This window comes from Erwinia sp. OLFS4 (genome assembly GCF_002752165.1).
Lineage (GTDB): Bacteria > Pseudomonadota > Gammaproteobacteria > Enterobacterales > Enterobacteriaceae > Izhakiella.
Window position 1 is genome coordinate 116,594 of the sequence record NZ_MOMB01000002.1, and the last position, 18,931, is coordinate 135,524.

Sequence of the window (18,931 nt, forward strand, 5' to 3'; positions counted from 1 at the left end):
ACGGCAAAACCCTACGCAAACGTTTTCTTTTTCTGTTAGAATGCGCCCCGAACTGGATGCAGGGGCCTTGTCGCTGGAATAGTTCATGATCTGGATTGATTACGCCATCATTGGCATTATTAGTTTTTCGGCACTGGTTAGCCTGATTCGCGGGTTTGTTCGCGAGGCGTTGTCACTGGTAACCTGGGGCTGTGCGTTTTTTGTCGCCAGTCATTACTATCCTTACCTTGCGGTCTGGTTTACCGGCTTTGACGATCAGCTGGTTCGTAATGGTATCGCCATTGCCGTACTGTTTATTGCGACGCTGGTGGTCGGTGCGATTGTCAACTATGTTATTGGATCGCTGGTTGAGAAAACCGGGTTGTCAGGTACCGATCGCGTGCTGGGGGTCTGTTTCGGGGCGCTACGTGGCGTGCTGATCGTGGCGGCAATTTTATTTTTCCTCGATACGTTTACCGGGTTTTCAAAAAGTCCTGACTGGCAGCAGTCCCAGCTTATCCCGGAGTTCAGTTCCATCATCAGGTGGTTCTTTGACTATCTGAAAAGCACGTCGAGTTTTATGCCGCGGTAATTGCGCCGTGGCAGCGGCTATGAGGAAATTACAGCATGTGCGGTATTGTCGGGATCGCCGGTTTCATGCCGGTAAATCAGTCAATTTATGACGCGTTAACGGTGCTGCAGCACCGTGGCCAGGATGCCGCAGGCATTGTGACTATTGATGCCACTCACTGTTTCAGACTGCGTAAAGCTAACGGTCTGGTGAATGATGTGTTTGAGGCACGTCATATGCAGCGTTTGCAGGGAAATATGGGGATTGGCCACGTACGTTATCCCACGGCCGGCAGTTCCAGTGCATCTGAAGCACAGCCTTTTTATGTCAATTCACCTTACGGTATTACTCTGGCGCATAACGGTAACCTGACCAATGCCCATCAGCTGCGCAGCTATCTGTTTGAAAGCGGCCGCCGCCATGTCAATACCACCTCCGATTCGGAAATCCTGTTAAATATCTTTGCCGAAGAGCTGGATCGTTTTCAGCATCCGCTGGCGGCAGACGATATTTTTGCCGCTATTGCGGCCGTGCATGGCAAAGTCCGTGGTGCTTATGCCTGCGTTGCCATGATAATCGGACACGGTCTGGTGGCTTTTCGCGATCCCAACGGTATCCGCCCGTTGGTACTGGGCCGCCGGTCACTAAACGATGGCCGTACTGAATATATGGTTGCGTCTGAAAGCGTCGCCCTTGATACCCTCGGTTTTGAATTTTTGCGCGATGTGGCGCCGGGTGAGGCGGTTTATATTACCGAAAAAGGCCAGCTGTTTACCCGGCAGTGCGCGGAGAATACGCGTAGTAATCCTTGCCTGTTTGAATATGTTTATTTCGCCCGGCCGGATTCATTTATTGATAAAATATCGGTATACAGTGCCCGGGTGCGCATGGGGACCAAGCTCGGGGAAAAAATTGCCCGCGAGTGGGAAGACCTGGATATTGATGTGGTTATTCCGATTCCGGAAACCTCAACGGACGTTGCGCTGGAAATTGCACGTATTCTCGACAAACCCTACCGGCAAGGATTTGTGAAAAATCGCTATGTCGGACGGACGTTTATCATGCCGGGCCAGCAGATGCGCCGCAGCGCGGTGCGCCGCAAGCTGAATGCCAATCGCGCAGAGTTTCGCGACAAAAATGTGTTGCTGGTGGACGACTCAATTGTACGCGGCACCACGTCAGAACAGATTATTGAAATGGCGCGTGAAGCCGGAGCGAAAAAGGTTTATCTGGCTTCTGCCGCACCGGAAATTCGCTTTCCAAATGTCTATGGTATTGACATGCCGAGTGCGACTGAACTGATTGCGCACGGCCGTGAAGTGGAAGAAATCCGGCAACTGATTAAAGCGGATGCGTTGATTTTTCAGGATCTCAACGATTTGATTGAAGCCGTACGTGAAGAGAATCCGGACATTACACAGTTTGAATGCTCGGTGTTTAACGGCGTCTATGTCACTCAGGATGTCGACCAGCGTTATCTGGAATATCTCCAGTCATTGCGTAATGATGATGCCAAGGCACTGGCGCGGCAAAACGAAGTGGAAAGCCTTGAGATGCATAACGAAGGGTAATTTTGCCGCTCAATGTTTTCAAATCAGCTACAATGGGCCGGGAGCGATTCCGGCCCTTTTGTTTTAAGGATAGACAATGAAGCGACTGATAATAGGTATCTCAGGTGCCAGTGGTGCCCTTTACGGCGTCAGAATGCTGCAAATATTGCAGCAGGTTGACGGCGTAGAGACGCATCTGGTCATGAGTCAGGCCGCGCGTCAGACCCTGGCGCTGGAAACCGATTTCAGTTTGCGTGACCTGCATGCCCTGGCCGATGTTGTGCACGATGGGCGCAACATTGCCGCCAGCATCTCTTCCGGTTCTTTTAAAACCCTGGGAATGATTATCCTGCCCTGTTCGATTAAAACCCTTTCCGGCATTGTGCACGGTTATACCGATAATTTGCTTACCCGCGCGGCTGACGTAGTGTTAAAAGAGCGCCGGCGTCTGGTGCTTTGCGTGCGGGAAACCCCGTTGCATCTTGGCCATCTGCGGATGATGACGGCCGCGGCGGAAATGGGCGCGGTGGTGATGCCACCGGTACCGGCGTTTTATCACCGGCCTGCTGGCGTAATGGATATTGTTGATCAGACGATAAACCGGGTGATCGATCAGTTTGATATTACGCTGCCAGAAGATTTATTTACGCGCTGGCAAGGGGCAAACCCGGCACCGTAACGCACCATTTTGGTGCCGGGCAGGGTGCTGAATCGCATTTTCTGCATTGGATGCACCAGAACGCAACATTCTTACCGCTTCCTGCGGACAAACCTGTTATATATTTTGCGCAAGCTCTGAAGCAGTGTTCACTGTATTGGCTACTGTCGCGTTAACAAAATTTAGCGTTGCGGTATTTGTGGCATGAAAACTGCTAAATATCAGGCAAGCACAACATACAGATAATAAAAATCATTTCATCCGAGGGTTAACTATGAAAAAGCAGCTCCTGGCGCTTTCTTTACTTCTGGCTGTCGCCAGTGTTGGCAACGCGCTGGCCGCAGTGCCCAAGACACTGCGTATTGGTACCGACCCCACTTATGCACCCTTTGAATCAAAAAATGCCCAGGGTCAATTAGTCGGGTTTGATATCGATCTGGCGAATGAGATTTGTAAACGCATCGAGGCAAAGTGTACTTTTGTGGAAAGTGACTTTGACGCGTTAATTCCTTCTTTAAAGGCAAAGAAAATCGACGCCATCATCTCTTCTTTGTCGATCACCGCGAAACGTCAGGAAGAAATTGCCTTTTCCGATAAGCTGTATGCTGCAAACGCACGCCTGATAGCACCGAAAGGCTCATCCATTCAGCCGACGCTGGCGTCGCTGAAGGGGAAAAATATCGGTTTGTTGCAGGGTACCACCCAGGAAACTTATGCTAATCAGTACTGGCGTCCCCAGGGCGTCACTATTACCCCTTATGCCAATCAGGATCTGGTCTATCAGGATCTGACGGCTGGTCGTATTGATGCGGCGTTCCAGGACGAAGTAGCGGCCAGCGAAGGTTTCCTTAAGCAGCCGATGGGTAAAGCCTATGCCTTTGCCGGCCCGGCGGTCAAAGACGATAAAATTTTTGGCGTGGGTACCGGCATGGGGCTGCCAAAAGAGAGCACCGATCTGAAAGCAGCGATTGATAAGGCGTTTGCCGCCATGCGTAAAGACGGCACTTACGATAAGCTGGCGAAAAAGTATTTTGATTTTAACGTGTACGGCGAGTAAGTAACACTGTCATAAGGGCCCCGCTCAGGGGCTCTGTTTTGCTGCCTGAGCAGAACGCGGGAAAGATCGGAGAAGACAGGATTACTCTATGCTGTATGGTTATTCTGAAGTTATTTTGCATGGGACAATAGTCAGCCTTGAGCTGGCACTGAGCGCGGTAATTCTGGCCGTGATTATTGGTTTGATTGGTGCCGGGGCAAAACTTTCCGCTAACCGTTTTTTTCAGCTGATCTTTGAAGGCTACACCACTCTGATTCGTGGAGTTCCCGATCTGGTGTTGATGCTACTTATCTTTTACGGTCTGCAGATTGCGCTTAATCATATCACCGACCTGTTAGGGATTAACCAGTTTGATATCGATCCGATGGTGGCCGGTATCATTACCCTGGGTTTTATCTACGGCGCCTATTTTACCGAAACCTTCCGGGGGGCATATCTGGCGGTGCCCAGGGGACAAATTGAAGCTGCCGTCGCTTTTGGTTTCACCGCCTCGCAGACATTTCGCCGCATTTTGTTTCCGGCGATGATGCGCTTTGCCTTGCCGGGTATTGGTAATAACTGGCAGGTTATCCTTAAAGCAACCGCACTGGTTTCCTTACTGGGGCTGGAAGACGTGGTAAAGGCGACCCAGCTGGCGGGAAAAAGTACCTGGCAACCGTTCTATTTCGCCCTTGTGGCCGGCGTAATCTATCTGGCGTTTACCACGGTGTCAAACGGGGTGCTTTGGTGGCTGGATAAACGCTATTCCGTTGGCGTAAAAAGGGCTGACTTATGATAGAAATCATTCAGGAGTACTGGAAAGCCCTGCTATGGACAGACGGTTACCGTTTCTCTGGTGTCGCCATCACGCTATGGTTACTGGTGCTGTCGGTGGTGACAGGCGGATGTATCGCGGTATTGCTGGCGATCGCTCGTGTTTCCCCCTATAAAGCCCTACGTTTGCCGGTGTGGTTGTTTACTTATGTTTTCCGGGGTACGCCGCTTTATGTTCAGCTGTTAGTTTTTTATTCCGGCATGTATACCCTGGAAATCGTCAAAGGAAATGAACTGCTCAATGCTTTTTTTCGCAGCGGCCTGAACTGTACCTTACTGGCGCTGACCCTGAATACCTGTGCTTATACCACCGAAATTTTTGCCGGCGCTATTCGTGGGGTGGCCCACGGTGAAATTGAAGCGGCACGCGCTTACGGGTTTTCAACTTTTAAGCTGTATCGCTGCATTATTTTGCCGTCAGCGTTGCGTAGTGCACTACCGGCCTACAGCAATGAAGTGATTCTGATGTTACATTCCACCGCGCTGGCGTTTACGGCAACGGTGCCGGATTTGCTGAAAGTTGCCCGTGATATTAACTCTGCGACGTACCAGCCATTCACCGCATTTGGTATTGCTGCGCTACTGTATCTGATAATTTCATATGTGTTGATTAGTCTGTTTCGCAAAGCAGAAAAACGCTGGCTGCAACACGTTAAACCCTCATCGTCTCACTGAGTTAAATGTATGTCTGAGAACAAATTGCAGGTTACCGATCTCCATAAACATTATGGCGAACATGAGGTGTTAAAAGGCGTATCGCTGCGGGCCGACGCCGGTGATGTTATCAGTATTATCGGTTCATCCGGATCAGGGAAAAGTACTTTTTTACGCTGCATCAATTTTCTCGAAAAACCCAGCGAAGGCTCAATTGCGGTTAATAAGGTCAATATTAATCTGGTCCGGGACAGTGATGGCCAGCTTAAAGTAGCCAATAAAGAACAACTGCGTTTACTGCGTACCCGGCTAACGATGGTCTTTCAGCACTTTAATTTATGGAACCATATGACGGTGCTGGAAAACGTAATGGAAGCGCCGGTGCAGGTGCTGGGATTGAGTAAACAGGCTGCACGCGAACGAGCCGTTCACTACCTCGACAAGGTGGGCATTGATGAGCGCGCTCGGGCAAAATATCCGGTCAACCTCTCCGGCGGTCAGCAACAGCGGGTTTCGATTGCGCGGGCGCTGGCCATGGAGCCGGAAGTATTATTATTTGACGAACCGACATCCGCGCTTGACCCTGAGCTGGTGGGTGAAGTGTTGCGCATTATGCAAAAGCTGGCCGAAGAGGGGAAAACCATGGTGGTGGTGACCCATGAAATGGAGTTTGCTCGTCACGTTTCCAGCCATGTGATTTTTTTGCATCAGGGCCGGATAGAAGAAGAGGGAAAACCGGATGCGGTTTTTGGCAGTCCGAAAAGCCCACGGTTGCAGCAGTTTCTTTCCGGTGCGTTGAAATAACCGTAATACTGGCGGCGGGCAGGGGCACACCGGCTACACCACATCGGCCAGCGCCGGTGCCAGCTCGCGAAAGCGGAATATAAACCCGGCGTCGTTGAGCTTTTTCGGCAGCAAATACTGGCCGCCAAGCAGCAATATGGCAGATTCGCCCATTAGCAGACGCAGTGCTGCCGCCGGCATTCGCACCAGCGCAGGGCGATGCATCGCCTGACCGAGCAGAGCGGCAAACTGAGCGTTTCTTACGCCATAAGGTGCCACCATATTTACCGGCCCGCTGACAGCAGGCTGGTCGATTAACCACATAATGGCATTGACCATATCATCAATATGAATCCACGGCAGATATTGCCTGCCGTTGCCAAGCGGGCCGCCTAAGCCAAGCCTGAATGGCAGTTTCATTTTACTCAGTGCGCCACCAGATTTTGCCAGTACAACACCGGTTCGCAACAGACAAACGCGGGTCTGTGCACTGGCTGCTTGTTCAGCCAGCGCTTCCCAGCGTGCACACAGCTGGTGGGTGAACTCCTGATGACCCGCATCCTCTTCGGTCAGCACCAGGTCACCGCTATTACCATAAAAACCACTGGCTGAACCTGATATCAGCAGCTGAGGTGGCCGGGTGCTGGCTTTAATTAACGCAGCAATATGTGCAGTAATTTGCCAGCGGCTCTGGCACAGACGTGTTTTTTGACGTTGGCTCCAGCGTCTTGCGGCAATGGGTTCACCGGCCAGATTAATCACCACGTCAATGCCATCCAGCGAGGTGTGTTGCTGTAAGTCTGACCACAGCGTGACGCGTTTATCCAGACGCTGGCGGGCCTGTATCGGATTACGGGTGACCACGCTGACCTGATCGCCTTTGGCCAGCAATAGTGGGATCAAATGACTGCCGATTAAACCTGTTCCACCCGTGAGCAAAATATGCACTGTTATTCTCCTGTTGCAGCCGCCTGAGATGAAAATATGTCCTGCTATCAGGATAGAATAAGTCAGCTGATTTGCTGTCAGAACGGCGTGAACTGACTGTCGCCGGGCTGGTTCTCCCGCGTCAGTTTAATCACGCGTTGTGTTGCCGGGCGGATTTGAATACGGGTAAACCAGTTATGAATAGCCGGATAGTTTGCCAGATCAATCCGCTGCTGTTCATGGCGGTTGATCCACGGCCAGATTGCCATATCGGCAATACTGTAATGATCGCCGGCGACCCAGGGACTTTGCTTTTGTTCCAGCTGGTGGTTAAGTACGTTATATAACCGATGCGTTTCGGTCTGAAAGCGTTCGATGGCATAAGGAATAGTTTGTGGCGCCACGTGGTTAAAGTGGTAATTTTGCCCGGATGCCGGACCGAGGCCGGAAGTCTGCCAGAATAACCATTGTAAGGTATTAGCCCGTTCACGCCATTCTGCGCTGAGGAATTTACCGGTTTTTTCTGCCAGATATATCAGAATTGCCCCTGATTCAAATAAGGCGACCGGTTTGCCACTGTCCACCGGTTGATGATCAACGATAGCCGGAATTTTATTGTTAGGCGCGATGTTAAGAAATTCCGTTGTAAATTGCTCACCTTTATTCAGATCAATCTGATGAACCCGAAAAGGTACTGCGGCTTCTTCCAAAAAAAGCGCGATTTTTTGTCCGTTTGGCGTTGCGGAATAATACAGTTCTATCATGAAGTTATCCGTTAATTCAGCCCAATGAGACTGTCGTATAAAAATATAGTTCAACTTGGTGACAGTTAAAAGTAGAAAGTGCTCTGCAAACTTATTCCACCACTTGCCGAACAATGATTGCTATCGCTACAGAAAGACGGTAAACAAAGAGTACGTTAACTTGCGGTGCTGATGAGAGATCACAATGAACTACCCCACTGTGACGCTGTGGTCCGATAGCCGTTATTTTAGTCCTTATGTCATGTCAGTATATGTGGCACTCTCTGAAAAAGGCGTGCCGTTTTCAGTGAAACCTGTTGATCTGGCGCGCGCTGAGCAGCAGGAGAAGCCCTATGCTGCTATTTCTCTGACGCGTCGGGTCCCCACGCTGCAAATCGATGATTTTTGTCTGTCGGAATCCTCAGCCATTGCCGAATATCTTGAAGAGCGCTTTGCCGCACCGCGGTTTGAGCGTCTCTATCCCGCTGACCAGGAGAAACGCGCCCGAGCGCGCGAGCTGCAGGCATGGTTGCGCAGCGACCTGCAGGCGTTACGCCAGGAGCGACCAACGGAGGTACTCTTTGCTGCCGGACGTTTTGCCCCTTTGAGCGCGGCGGGCCAGCAGGCGGCAGAAAAGCTGATGGATGTCGCTGCGCGCTTGCTGCCGGCGACGCAGCAAAATCTGTTTGCTGAATGGTCACTGGCTGATACCGATCTCGCGATTATGCTTAATCGCCTGGTACTGCATGGTGACCAGGTGCCGGCACGTCTGGCTGAATATGCTCATTTTCAATGGCAGCGCGCTTCCGTACAGCGATGGCTGGCGGAATCATCGTGCACAAGGTGATGATTTCATTGCGATCTGCCGGTTGATTCGCTTAGGTTGAACCAGTAGGCTGTGTGGCACGCATCCTGATGCGCGCCAGCAGGCTGAGTTTGTTAAAATAGGGTCACAATCAATTGTTGCGCCGGTTGCGCGCTGCAGTTAACACGGAATAAAAAGGGTGACAGATGGTGGAGCAACAGCAGGGCGAGGAGTGGGTGGACGTCGTTGATGAGGAGAATAACGTCATCGCACACGCCAGCCGTAGCCAGATGCGGGCGCAGTGTTTGCGTCATCGGGCAACCTATATCGTCGTGCACGATGGCATGGGAAAAATTCTGGTTCAGCGTCGTACAGAGTCAAAGGACTTTATGCCAGGTATGCTGGATGCCACCGCTGGTGGTGTTGTCCAGCGTGGTGAAGTTCTGCTGGATTCAGCGCGACGTGAGGCAGAAGAGGAGCTGGGCATTGCTGATGTGCCTTTCGCTGAGCATGGCGTGTTCTATTTTGAAGATCAACATTGTCGTGTCTGGGGGGGATTATTCAGCTGCGTTTCTCACGGGCCTTTTGCCATGCAGGAAGAAGAAGTGGCGGAAGTGTACTGGATGACGCCGGAAGAAATTACTGCGCGCTGCGATGAATTTACTGCGGATTCACTTAAGGCGCTCTCTTTATGGATTAGTCGCTACAGTGAAGCTGAAAGGCTGAATCAGCAGCAGGCGGGATAACCTGCGGTGAAAGACATCGCTAAAAACGGGCACCAGGGCGCCGTTTTTAGCGATTAAAGCACCTGGGGCCGTTACTGCTGCTGGCTTTCTGCCTGCTGGGCCTGGATGGCGGTTAGCGCAATGGTATAGACAATATCATCAACCAGGGCGCCGCGTGACAGGTCGTTAACCGGCTTACGCATGCCCTGCAGCATAGGTCCGATGGAGATCAGGTCGGCAGAGCGCTGCACCGCTTTATAAGTGGTGTTACCGGTATTCAGATCGGGGAAAATAAATACCGTTGCGCGACCGGCAACCGGTGAGTCCGGGGCCTTTGATTTGGCCACATCGGCCATAATTGCCGCGTCATATTGCAACGGACCGTCAATAATCAGATCCGGACGTTTTGCCTGCGCCAGCCGGGTTGCTTCGCGCACTTTTTCAACATCGCTACCGGCACCGGAATTACCGGTAGAATAGGAAATCATGGCAACGCGCGGTTCAATACCGAAAGCGCTGGCTGAATCGGCAGACTGAATAGCGATTTCAGCCAGCTGTTCTGGATTGGGATCGGGGTTAATGGCGCAGTCGCCATAGACCAGAACCTGTTCCGGCAGCAGCATAAAGAAGACTGAAGAGACCAGCGAACTGTTTGGCGCTGTTTTGATCAGTTGCAGCGGTGGACGAATGGTATTCGCGGTGGTGTGAACCGCGCCCGAGACCAGACCATCGACCTCTGCACGCTCCAGCATCATCGTTCCCAGCACCACGTTATCTTCCAGCTGCTCGCGGGCTACCACTTCAGTCAGACCTTTGCTTTTACGTAATTCGACCATCCGGGCGACATAGTTTTCACGGGCAACCAGCGGATCGATAATCTCAACCCCTTTACCCAGCTGCACGCCCTGAGCCGCCGCCACGCGCTTAATTTCCTGCGGATTGCCCAGCAGCACGCAGGTGGCGATACCGCGTTCAGCGCAGATAGACGCGGCTTTAACGGTACGGGGTTCATCACCTTCTGGCAGAACAATGCGCTTACCGGCTTTACGTGCCAGCTCGGTGAGCTGATAGCGAAAAGCTGGCGGTGATAAGCGACGGCTGCGTTCTGATTCGGCGGTCAGTGATTCAATCCAGCTTGCGTTGATATAGCTGGCAACGTATTCCTGGATTTTTTCCACCCGTTGGGTATCGTCAGCCGGGACTTCCAGATTAAAACTTTGCAGACTCAGCGAGGTTTGCCAGGTGTTTGTTTCGACCATAAACACCGGCAGACCGGTCTGGAAAGCACGTTCACACAGTTTACGGATAGGCTCATCGATTTCATAACCGCCGGTGAGCAAAATTGCGCCGATCTCCAGACCATTCATGGCGGCTAGCCCGGCGGCAACCAGCACGTCCGGTCGGTCCGCAGAAGTTACCAGCAGGGAACCCGGTCGAAAGTGTTCCAGCATATGCGGCAGGCTGCGTGCGCAGAAAGTTACGGAGCGTACGCGACGGGTGGCGATGTCACCTTCATTAACAATTCTGGCATTCAGATGGCGGCACATATCAATAGCGCGTGTGGCTATCAGATCAAAACTCCAGGGAACACAGCCGAGTACCGGTAACGGGCTATTGGCAAATAGCACCTTAGGGTCGATGTTGGCCACGCTGGCTTTGGTGGACTCATCAAAAATTTCTGACAGGTCGGGACGGGTCCGTCCCTGCTCATCTACCGGGGCATTAAGCTTATTAATAATCACCCCGGTGATGTTTTTGTTTTTGCTGCCGCCAAAGCTGCTTTGCGTCAGCTTAATGCGCTCCATCAGTTCCGCCGGTGAATCATTGCCCAGTGACATCACGAAAACAATTTCGGCGTTCAGGGTTTTGGCGATTTCATAGTTAAGTGACGAAGCAAACTGATGTTTGCGGGTAGGCACCAGACCTTCCAGCAGCACCACTTCTGCATCACGGGTATTTTCATGAAAACGGGCGATGATCTCTTCCATCAGCACATCCTGCTGGTTAGTGCTGAGCAGTGATTCAACATGGCTGATGGTTAACGGGTCGGCGGCAGGAATAGACGAGTTTTTACGAATGATCGTGGTGGTTTGATCGGGATGGTCTGCGCCGCTGCGTGGCTGGGCAATAGGTTTAAAAACGCTCAGACGCACGCCTTTGCGTTCCATTGCGCGGATAACGCCGAGACTGATGCTGGTGATACCGGTACTGGTACCGGTCGGTATTAACATTATTGTACGTGACACACTAAACCTCTCAGGTGAATAACTGCGTGCCTGAAACAGCGCCGCCACAGAAGGATAGCGGCAAAATGCTTATGCGATCAGGCGCGCAGCGTCCTGAGCGATAACCAGTTCTTCGTTGGTCGGAATAACAATTGCCGGGCGACTGCCCTCTTTGTTAATAAAACCGGCCTGACCAAAGCGAGCGGCAAGATTACGCTGGTGATCGATTTCACAGCCCAGCAGGCCAAGTTTTGCCAGCGTCAGCTCACGTACCATTGCTGCATTTTCGCCGATACCGCCGGTGAAAATCACGGCATCCAGACGGCCTTCCATCAGTGCACTATAAGATCCAATATATTTTGCCAGTCGATGGCAATATACGTCCATCGCTCGTTTGGCATCTGCTTTTTGTGCATAATTATCTTCAACATAGCGACAATCGCTGGTTGTTTCTGTCAGGCCCAGCAATCCGGACTCTCTGGTCAGTAATTTATTGATTGCGTCGACGCTCATGCCGAGGGCATCATGCAGATAGAACATAATGGCCGGATCGATATCACCGCTGCGGGTTCCCATCACCAGGCCTTCCAGCGGCGTCAGTCCCATTGAGGTGTCGACGCACTGGCCGTTGCGGATAGCAGCAACCGAACCGCCGTTGCCAAGGTGGCAGGTAATCAGGTTTAGCGTGCCGACCGATTTTTTCAGATAGCGTGCTGCCTGCTGGGTCACATAATAGTGGCTGGTTCCGTGGGCGCCGTAGCGGCGAATGCCGTGCTCTTTATACAGTTTGTAGGGCAGGGCATAGAGATAAGACTCTTCTGGCATCGTCTGATGGAAGGCCGTATCGAACACGGCGACGTTTTTATCAGAAAGGTGCGGGAAGTTTTTCATTGCCTCACCGATGCCAATCAGGTGGGCTGGGTTATGCAGCGGCGCAAAAGAGGAAGCGTCTTTAATTGCCTGAATGACTGCGTCGCTAATAATCACCGACTGCGTCAGCGTTTCGCCACCATGCACAATACGATGACCGATGGCAGAGATTTGTGCCAAAAGCGCCGGTTTTTGTGCCAGGATATGATGACTGATAAAGTCAAGGGCTTCGCTGTGAGCGGCGCCGGCGCCGAGAAGGGCCTCTTCTTTGTCGCCGTTAGCTTTCCATTTAATACGTGCTTCAGGCAGGTGGAAGCACTCAGCAAGGCCGGAAAGGAACTCTTCACCGTTAGCGGGATTGATGATTGCGAACTTGAGTGAAGAACTACCACAGTTCAGAACCAATACTAACTTACTCGACATTGAAGTACCTATTTATCAAAAGTGGCGAAAAAAAAATCAATCTGGTTATCAGCGTAGCCCAGGAAAACTGTTACATTAATGACTGGCGTCATGCTACCGATAAAAATCGGTTTTTTTCTAAAAAAATAAAGTAAAAATGCTCATTTTTTTTGAAACTGACCGTCGCTGGCTTATGCCACTGTTATCGCTGCGGTATGTGTAGCTGAACGAACGCGCGCTCAGCATAGCCAGAGTTACCTGTAAACACAAAATATTTTGAAAATTGTACTGTAAAGTTGTGCCGTTGTGGTTTTTATTTAATTTTTAAAAATGAAGTTGAGGTCAGCGATGGCGAATGATTCCGGTTCAGTCAGCGGATTTAAGCTGTTCCAGCGCGGTCAGCACTATATGAAAACATGGCCTGTTGAAAAACAACTTGCCCCCGTATTTCCCGAAAATCGCGTGATAAAGTCGACGCGTTTTGCCATCAGGTTTATGCCGCCGCTGGCGATGTTTGTCCTCTGCTGGCAGATTGCACTTGGCGGTGAGTTAGGTCCGGCGGTGGCAACGGCACTGTTTGCCTGTAGCCTTCCTGTACAAGGATTATGGTGGCTGGGTAAGCGCTCCGTGACGCCACTGCCACCGGTGTTATTGCGCTGGTTCAATCAGGTGCGTAATAAGCTGGCCGAGTCTGGCCAGGCGCTGGCTCCGGTGGAAGGACGTCCGACATACCAGGCGCTGGCGGATGTCCTTAAGCGCGCTTTTCGTCAGCTTGATAAAACCTTTCTCGACGATCTTTGATCCCATTCTTTGTTGTGCAGGAGACAATATCTTTTGTCTTCCTGCGCAACGTCAAATATAAGTGATCTTATTATTCTTGTTGCATAATCTCTGTGCCATGCTGCCGGCATTGTCAGACGCCGATTTTTTATGATCTCACAGGAGCTTATCGTGGATATATCCCATGCCCAGCGTTTAATAATCGCTAATCAATACCGTCTGCTGGCCCGGCTGGAGCCAGCGCAGGAGGCACACTATCGTCGTTTGCAGACCATTGTTGAGTGCGGCTATGGACTGCAACTGTCCGAACTGGCGCATGATTTTGGTGAAATGATGAGCGAAGCGCTTTGTCGCAACGTTATTGATATCATGGAGATGTATCACGCGATTCAGGTATCATGGAACAACCTGAAAGAGAAAACGGATATTGATGTGCGCCGGCTTAATTTCCTCGGCTTCGATGCCGCCAGTGAGGGACAGCTGTTGGGATATGTCCGCTTTCTGGTGGAAAGTGAAGGACGTTATCCGGATTTTGATGCCAGCCAGCATGGATTTAATGCGCAAACGCCAATGTGGCAAAAGTATCAGCGGATGTTAACGCTGTGGCAGGCTTGTCCACGGCAATATCATTTAAGTGCCAACGAAATTACGCAAATCCTCAATGCCTGAGAAGGAAAGTGGTGTGAAGTGCAGCGGTTTTTTATTTGATTTAGATGGTACCCTGGTGGATTCATTGCCGGCGGTAGAACGGGCCTGGGTCGAGTGGGGGGCGCGTCAGGGTATCGATGCAAACACGATTGTTAATTTTGTTCATGGAAAAAAAGCCATTACCTCGGTGCGCCATTTTATGCAGGGGGCCAGCGAGTCGCAGATCCAGCAGGAATTTTTACAGCTGGAAAAACGCGAGGCAGAAGATACCGATGGTATAATAGCCCTGCCCGGCGCGCATCAGCTATTAAGCCGTCTCGATGAATTGCAGATTCCGTGGGCAATTGTCACCTCAGGCAGTATGCCTGTTGCCACCGCGCGGCTGCGGGCAGCCGGACTGGCGACGCCGGCAGTGTTTATTACCGCAGAACGGGTAGAGCGGGGCAAACCTGAGCCGGATCCTTATTTACTCGGCGCTCAGCTACTAGGGCTTGAACCAGAAGAGTGCCTGGTGATCGAGGATGCCAGCGCCGGGATTTTGTCCGGTCTGGCCGCCGGTTGTCATGTTGTAGCGGTTAACCCGCCTGCTGATGTCCAGCGGCTGGAAGCGATAGATTTAGTGCTGAATTCTCTTGAAGAGATGGTGATTAACCTTGACAGTGAAGGCCGGATCAGCGTGCATCGTCGCCATTAATCAGATGGCGTTTACAACGGGGTATCCTGTGATATTTCATCCAGCGACAGGCTGAAGCTGGGGACAAAAACCGTGACAAACCAGTTCATTTCGTCACTGCTTCGCTGTCTTAAGGTTTTTTCCAGCCGGGTTTTCGCCAGAGAAAATTCGTTATTACCGGCTGAGAGTTCTTCAAGACATTTCAGATAGGCGCATAACGCATCGGCCTGTTTGACAATCGCGCTCTCCTCCGGACTGTGCAGGTTATCGTCAAGCAGTGTCCGGTAAGCATCCTGTAATTCAGCCGGCAGCATTTCGATCAGCTTCTGCCGGGCAATCTTCTCAATTTCCTTGTACTCATGGGCAATACGGGTGTTGTAGTATTTCACCGGGGTGGGCAGATCGCCGGTTAATACCTCGCTGGCATCATGGTACAGTGCCAGCATAGCAATTCGCTCGGCATTGAGATTGCCACCAAACTTTTGATTTTTAATCACCGCCAGGGCATGGGCGACCATGGCAACCTGCAGGCTGTGTTCAGATACGTTTTCGGTACGCACATTACGCATCAGGGGCCAGCGATTGATTAATTTAAGTCGTGACAGGTGAGCGAAAAAATGGCTTTGCGTCATGGGCAGTTCCCGGTAGTGCTGGCAGGCGATAGCTATTCGTCTGCCAGTCGTTTTATCAGTATTTACTGGCGATAAGTTTCGAGAAAACGGCCAAACTTGGTAATGGCCATCTCCAGATCATCAACGCGTGGCAGTGTCACAATGCGCACATGGTCCGGCCATGGCCAGTTAAATGCCGTTCCCTGTACCAGCAGAACTTTTTGCTGTAGCAGAAAATCGAGCACCATTTTTTGATCGTCAAAGAGATTAAATTTTTTGGCATCAATGCGCGGGAACATATACAGCGCTCCGTCGGGCTTGACACAGCTTACCCCGGGAATGTCATTGATCAGTTCCCAGGCACGCTGGCGCTGTTCATACAACCGTCCACCGGGCACAATAAATTCGCTGATGCTTTGATAACCGCCAATGGCAGTCTGAATGGCATGCTGCGCGGGTACATTGGCACACAGGCGCATTGACGCCAGCATTTCCAGCCCTTCAATATAACCTTTAGCGTGTTTTTTGGGGCCATTAAGGACCATCCAGCCCTGGCGAAAGCCGGCAACGCGATAGGTTTTCGATAACCCATTAAAAGTTACCGTCAGTAAATCCGGTGCCAGTGCACCAATGCAATGATGGCGGGCGGCATCATAAAGAATTTTATCGTAAATTTCGTCGGCAAAAATGATCAGGTTATGTTCACGGGCCAGTGCCACAATGTCCATCAGCAGTTCTTTGCTGTAGACGGCACCGGTTGGATTGTTAGGGTTAATCACCACAATCCCACGGGTACGTGGCGTAATTTTGCTCCGAATATCGTCCAGATCGGGAAACCAGCCGGCAGATTCATCACAAATATAATGCGCTGCTTTACCGCCGGATAAGGAGATGGCAGCGGTCCATAGCGGATAGTCGGGGGCCGGAACCAGCATTTCATCGCCGCTGTTAAGCAGCGCCTGCATGGATTGTACAATCAGCTCGGATACGCCGTTACCAATGTATACATCTTCAATGGTAAGGTCGCGCATGCCCTGTGCCTGATAGTGCTGGACGATAGCTTTGCGCGCGGCATAAAGCCCTTTTGAATCGCAATAGCCCTGCGCGCTGGGAAGATTGCGAATGACGTCCACCAGAATTTCATCGGGGGCTTCAAAACCAAAGGGGGCCGGATTGCCGATATTGAGCTTGAGGACTTTATTTCCTTCTTCTTCGAGACGTTTTGCTTCTTTCAGAACCGGGCCGCGAATGTCATAACACACGTTGTCCAGCTTAGTGGATTTTTCTATTGTAATCATTGTGTTCGCCTTTGCTGGCAGTACTCCGTTCCTGCCGTGAAAAATGTTTCCCGCCCAATGTACTCTTCTCGTCGTCACTTTTGAAGGTTATTGACTTCCCTTGCCGCGTTTGTCTCTGTGTTGATGATTTTTTAGCCATTCATCATGGGGTAAAACAACCTGCCAGCAAGAGTCATTTCTTTTTATTTATCTGTTGGTGATTTGAGTTAATAGAAAATGTTGGTGGTTACCGATGACATAATGGATTTAGCACTAAAAGACAAATTGATTAAAAAATATGGATTGATGAACATTGAAACAGTAAAACGAGGCTTAAGATAATTCTGGCTTTAACGGCTGTTTTTGCGTCTCTGGCTTCCGATCGGGAAAACGTGGACAAATGCGATAAAATGTAATTTTTGTTTAGTTATTGTTCGAATTGATAAATTTCAACAGCAGTAAAGAGCCTTTTTCTGACTTTGCCGATGAAATCTTACTTTAGTGAAAAGAATTACGTCCAGGGGGCTTAAAAAGCGCGCGACAGTATGTCAGGATAGTTGCCAGAAGAGATTATAACCTTTTTGAAATCTCTCCAGGTGGTTAAAAAAACGCTTTTTAACACCTCTACTGTTCATGGATGCTTAATATTAACTGATGTAATTACAGCGTTGTGGTAATTCATTTTTTCAGTTTTTTTAACATGATGCAGAGTACAGTCAGCTGACGTTAAGACATCTGCGGATAAAATGAGTAACAGCAACGCGGCTACTCTGTAGCTTATGGGTAAGTGCCGCGGGCATTAGTGATGTATCAGACAGAGCAGATAATTGCCGGAGTTTCGTCAGACAATTTGTCAGCGTACCTGGTCAAATCGTGACTTCTGTCAGCTTGAAAGCGTAATTTACTCCACGGACTTTATTATTCAGTGAGGTAATCATTACGTACTCGTCATTCACGACTTTTTTGTGAATGACAACACCAGGGTAGTTGTATGTAAAATCTTATAAGTGAACAAAAACATGACTAGTGCAAATCGTCCGATACTAAATCTCGACCTCGATCTGCTGCGCACGTTTGTCGCGGTGGCCGATTTAAATACTTTTGCGGCCGCCGCAGCAGCGGTTTGCCGTACCCAGTCAGCCGTCAGCCAGCAAATGCAGCGGCTTGAGCAGCTGGTTGGAAAAGAACTCTTTGCCCGGCATGGCCGTAATAAACTACTGACCGAGCATGGCATTCAACTTTTAGGTTATGCGCGAAAAATTTTGCGTTTTAACGACGAAGCCTGTACGTCACTGATGTACAGCAATATCCAGGGCGTTCTCACCATCGGCGCCTCTGATGATACTTCTGACACCATTCTGCCTTTTTTGCTTAATCGGGTAACGTCGGTGTATCCCAAACTGGCAATTGATGTGCGGGTAAAACGTAATCCTTTTATGATGGAAATGCTTAACCAGGGTGAAGTGGATCTGCTGGTAACCACCTCCAGCCCGATGAACTTTGCCTGGCAGGTGCTGCGTACTTCTCCAACATTATGGTATTGCGCTGCGGATTATATTTTTCAGCCGGGAGAGGCAATTCCGCTGGTGTTGCTGGATGAACCCAGCCCTTACCGTGATATGGCGATTGATCATCTTAACGAAGCCGGCATTCCGTGGCGTATTTCCTATGTTGCCTCGACGCTGGCAGCGGTGCGAGCTGCGGTGAAAGCCGGCCTTGGGGTTACCGCCCGGCCGGTTGAAATGATGAGTCCTGAGCTGCGTGTGCTGGGGGCGGCTGAAGGTCTGCCGGTACTGCCGGACACGGAATATCTGCTGTGTCGTAATCCTGACAGTGAAAATGAACTGGCGCTGGCTATCTTTAATGGGTGATGCCTCTAATTGGTTGAATCTGATGTATAATGCGGGCTTTTGAGGTTCTCTTATGGCCAGCTGTCAACAACGGGTAAAAAGTGATCCACTTACCGTCACCACCAACGGTCTAATATTGATCCACCTTGTTTACTCAGGAGCAGCTTCCGCTATAACCCCGGCCTTTCGTTTCTGCTTCAGTCGATAGCTCTCTCCTTTTATCTGGACTACGTGTGAGTGATGTAAGATTCGGTCCAGCATCGCCGATGTCAGGGCTGCATCCCCGGCGAACGTCTGGTCCCACTGCCCGAACGGCAGGTTAGAGGTCAG

At 50.7% G+C, this 18,931-nt stretch carries 19 protein-coding genes and 1 pseudogene; 13 read left to right on the top strand and 7 right to left on the bottom strand.

Translation table 11 applies throughout. From position 1 onward, the window contains the following. The first annotated feature begins 85 nt into the window (after positions 1-85). The 7 genes from cvpA to hisP all read left to right on the top strand — a co-directional run bounded on the left by cvpA (position 86) and on the right by hisP (position 6,086). On the top strand, positions 86-571 hold the full coding sequence (cvpA, locus tag BL249_RS01335) for a colicin V production protein (RefSeq protein ID WP_099705091.1): 486 nt from the start codon (positions 86-88) through the stop codon (positions 569-571). 35 nt (positions 572-606) lie between these two features. Next, on the top strand, positions 607-2,121 hold the full coding sequence (gene purF, locus BL249_RS01340; RefSeq protein ID WP_099705090.1) for an amidophosphoribosyltransferase: 1,515 nt from the start codon (positions 607-609) through the stop codon (positions 2,119-2,121). A 76-nt stretch (positions 2,122-2,197) separates the two neighbouring features. Continuing rightward, positions 2,198-2,779: a UbiX family flavin prenyltransferase gene (locus BL249_RS01345; protein WP_099705089.1), complete on the top strand. Its 582-nt coding sequence runs from the start codon at positions 2,198-2,200 to the stop codon at positions 2,777-2,779. A 253-nt stretch (positions 2,780-3,032) separates the two neighbouring features. Next, a complete protein-coding gene (gene argT / locus BL249_RS01350; RefSeq protein ID WP_099705088.1) occupies positions 3,033-3,815 on the top strand; it encodes a lysine/arginine/ornithine ABC transporter substrate-binding protein ArgT in 783 nt (260 codons plus the stop codon). 88 nt (positions 3,816-3,903) lie between these two features. Continuing rightward, positions 3,904-4,590, top strand: coding sequence for a histidine ABC transporter permease HisQ (locus BL249_RS01355; RefSeq protein WP_099705087.1), 687 nt, complete (start codon positions 3,904-3,906; stop codon positions 4,588-4,590). Then, the gene (locus BL249_RS01360) at positions 4,587-5,303 is read left to right on the top strand and encodes an ABC transporter permease (protein WP_099705086.1); all 717 of its coding nucleotides are present in this window, start codon (positions 4,587-4,589) and stop codon (positions 5,301-5,303) included. The genes BL249_RS01355 and BL249_RS01360 overlap by 4 nt, the downstream gene beginning before the upstream one ends. A gap of 9 nt (positions 5,304-5,312) precedes the next feature. Further along, entirely contained in the window at positions 5,313-6,086 is a 774-nt protein-coding gene (gene hisP, locus BL249_RS01365; RefSeq protein WP_099705085.1) for a histidine ABC transporter ATP-binding protein HisP, read from the top strand. A gap of 33 nt (positions 6,087-6,119) precedes the next feature. On the opposite strand, the gene BL249_RS01370 is transcribed toward hisP, so the two are convergent. Both BL249_RS01370 and BL249_RS01375 read right to left on the bottom strand, forming a co-directional pair. Then, a complete protein-coding gene (locus BL249_RS01370) occupies positions 6,120-7,013 on the bottom strand; it encodes a TIGR01777 family oxidoreductase (protein ID WP_099705084.1) in 894 nt (297 codons plus the stop codon). Between the two features lie 77 nt (positions 7,014-7,090). Next, positions 7,091-7,756 carry a glutathione binding-like protein gene (locus BL249_RS01375; RefSeq protein WP_099705083.1) on the bottom strand — a complete coding sequence of 222 codons (666 nt, stop codon included), beginning with the start codon at positions 7,754-7,756 and terminating at the stop codon, positions 7,091-7,093. A gap of 184 nt (positions 7,757-7,940) precedes the next feature. Here BL249_RS01375 and yfcF point away from each other — a divergent pair, with 184 nt between their 5' ends. Together yfcF and yfcD are read left to right on the top strand one after the other, a co-directional pair. Beyond that, on the top strand, positions 7,941-8,582 hold the full coding sequence (yfcF, locus tag BL249_RS01380) for a glutathione transferase (RefSeq protein ID WP_099705082.1): 642 nt from the start codon (positions 7,941-7,943) through the stop codon (positions 8,580-8,582). Positions 8,583-8,746: 164 nt separating this feature from the next. After that, complete coding sequence (yfcD, locus tag BL249_RS01385; protein WP_099705081.1) at positions 8,747-9,286, top strand: NUDIX hydrolase YfcD; 540 nt, start codon at positions 8,747-8,749, stop codon at positions 9,284-9,286. 71 nt (positions 9,287-9,357) lie between these two features. Here the strand turns inward: yfcD and pta are convergent, their stop codons facing one another. Beyond that, positions 9,358-11,511, bottom strand: a complete 2,154-nt coding sequence (gene pta / locus BL249_RS01390; protein ID WP_099705189.1) for a phosphate acetyltransferase — start codon at positions 11,509-11,511, stop codon at positions 9,358-9,360. Positions 11,512-11,580: 69 nt separating this feature from the next. Continuing rightward, a complete protein-coding gene (ackA, locus tag BL249_RS01395; protein ID WP_099705080.1) occupies positions 11,581-12,783 on the bottom strand; it encodes an acetate kinase in 1,203 nt (400 codons plus the stop codon). A 327-nt stretch (positions 12,784-13,110) separates the two neighbouring features. On the opposite strand from ackA, the gene yfbV reads away from it, so the two are divergent. From yfbV to BL249_RS01410, 3 genes are all read left to right on the top strand, one after another. Next, a complete protein-coding gene (gene yfbV, locus BL249_RS01400) occupies positions 13,111-13,563 on the top strand; it encodes a terminus macrodomain insulation protein YfbV (RefSeq protein ID WP_099705079.1) in 453 nt (150 codons plus the stop codon). Positions 13,564-13,713: 150 nt separating this feature from the next. After that, the gene (locus tag BL249_RS01405) at positions 13,714-14,211 is read left to right on the top strand and encodes a YfbU family protein (protein ID WP_099705078.1); all 498 of its coding nucleotides are present in this window, start codon (positions 13,714-13,716) and stop codon (positions 14,209-14,211) included. Between the two features lie 13 nt (positions 14,212-14,224). Further along, the gene (locus BL249_RS01410; RefSeq protein ID WP_099705077.1) at positions 14,225-14,884 is read left to right on the top strand and encodes a sugar phosphatase; all 660 of its coding nucleotides are present in this window, start codon (positions 14,225-14,227) and stop codon (positions 14,882-14,884) included. Positions 14,885-14,895: 11 nt separating this feature from the next. Here the strand turns inward: BL249_RS01410 and yfbR are convergent, their stop codons facing one another. Then, positions 14,896-15,495: a 5'-deoxynucleotidase gene (gene yfbR, locus BL249_RS01415; RefSeq protein ID WP_099705076.1), complete on the bottom strand. Its 600-nt coding sequence runs from the start codon at positions 15,493-15,495 to the stop codon at positions 14,896-14,898. 62 nt (positions 15,496-15,557) lie between these two features. Then, positions 15,558-16,772, bottom strand: a complete 1,215-nt coding sequence (locus BL249_RS01420; RefSeq protein WP_099705075.1) for a pyridoxal phosphate-dependent aminotransferase — start codon at positions 16,770-16,772, stop codon at positions 15,558-15,560. A 998-nt stretch (positions 16,773-17,770) separates the two neighbouring features. Here BL249_RS01420 and lrhA point away from each other — a divergent pair. After that, positions 17,771-18,616 (top strand): annotated as a pseudogene (gene lrhA, locus BL249_RS01425) (transcriptional regulator LrhA); the annotation flags it as partial. Positions 18,617-18,751: 135 nt separating this feature from the next. Here lrhA and BL249_RS01435 read toward each other — a convergent pair. Continuing rightward, positions 18,752-18,931 (bottom strand): ATP-binding protein (locus tag BL249_RS01435; RefSeq protein WP_158233081.1); only part of this gene is annotated, 180 nt, incomplete at its 5' end.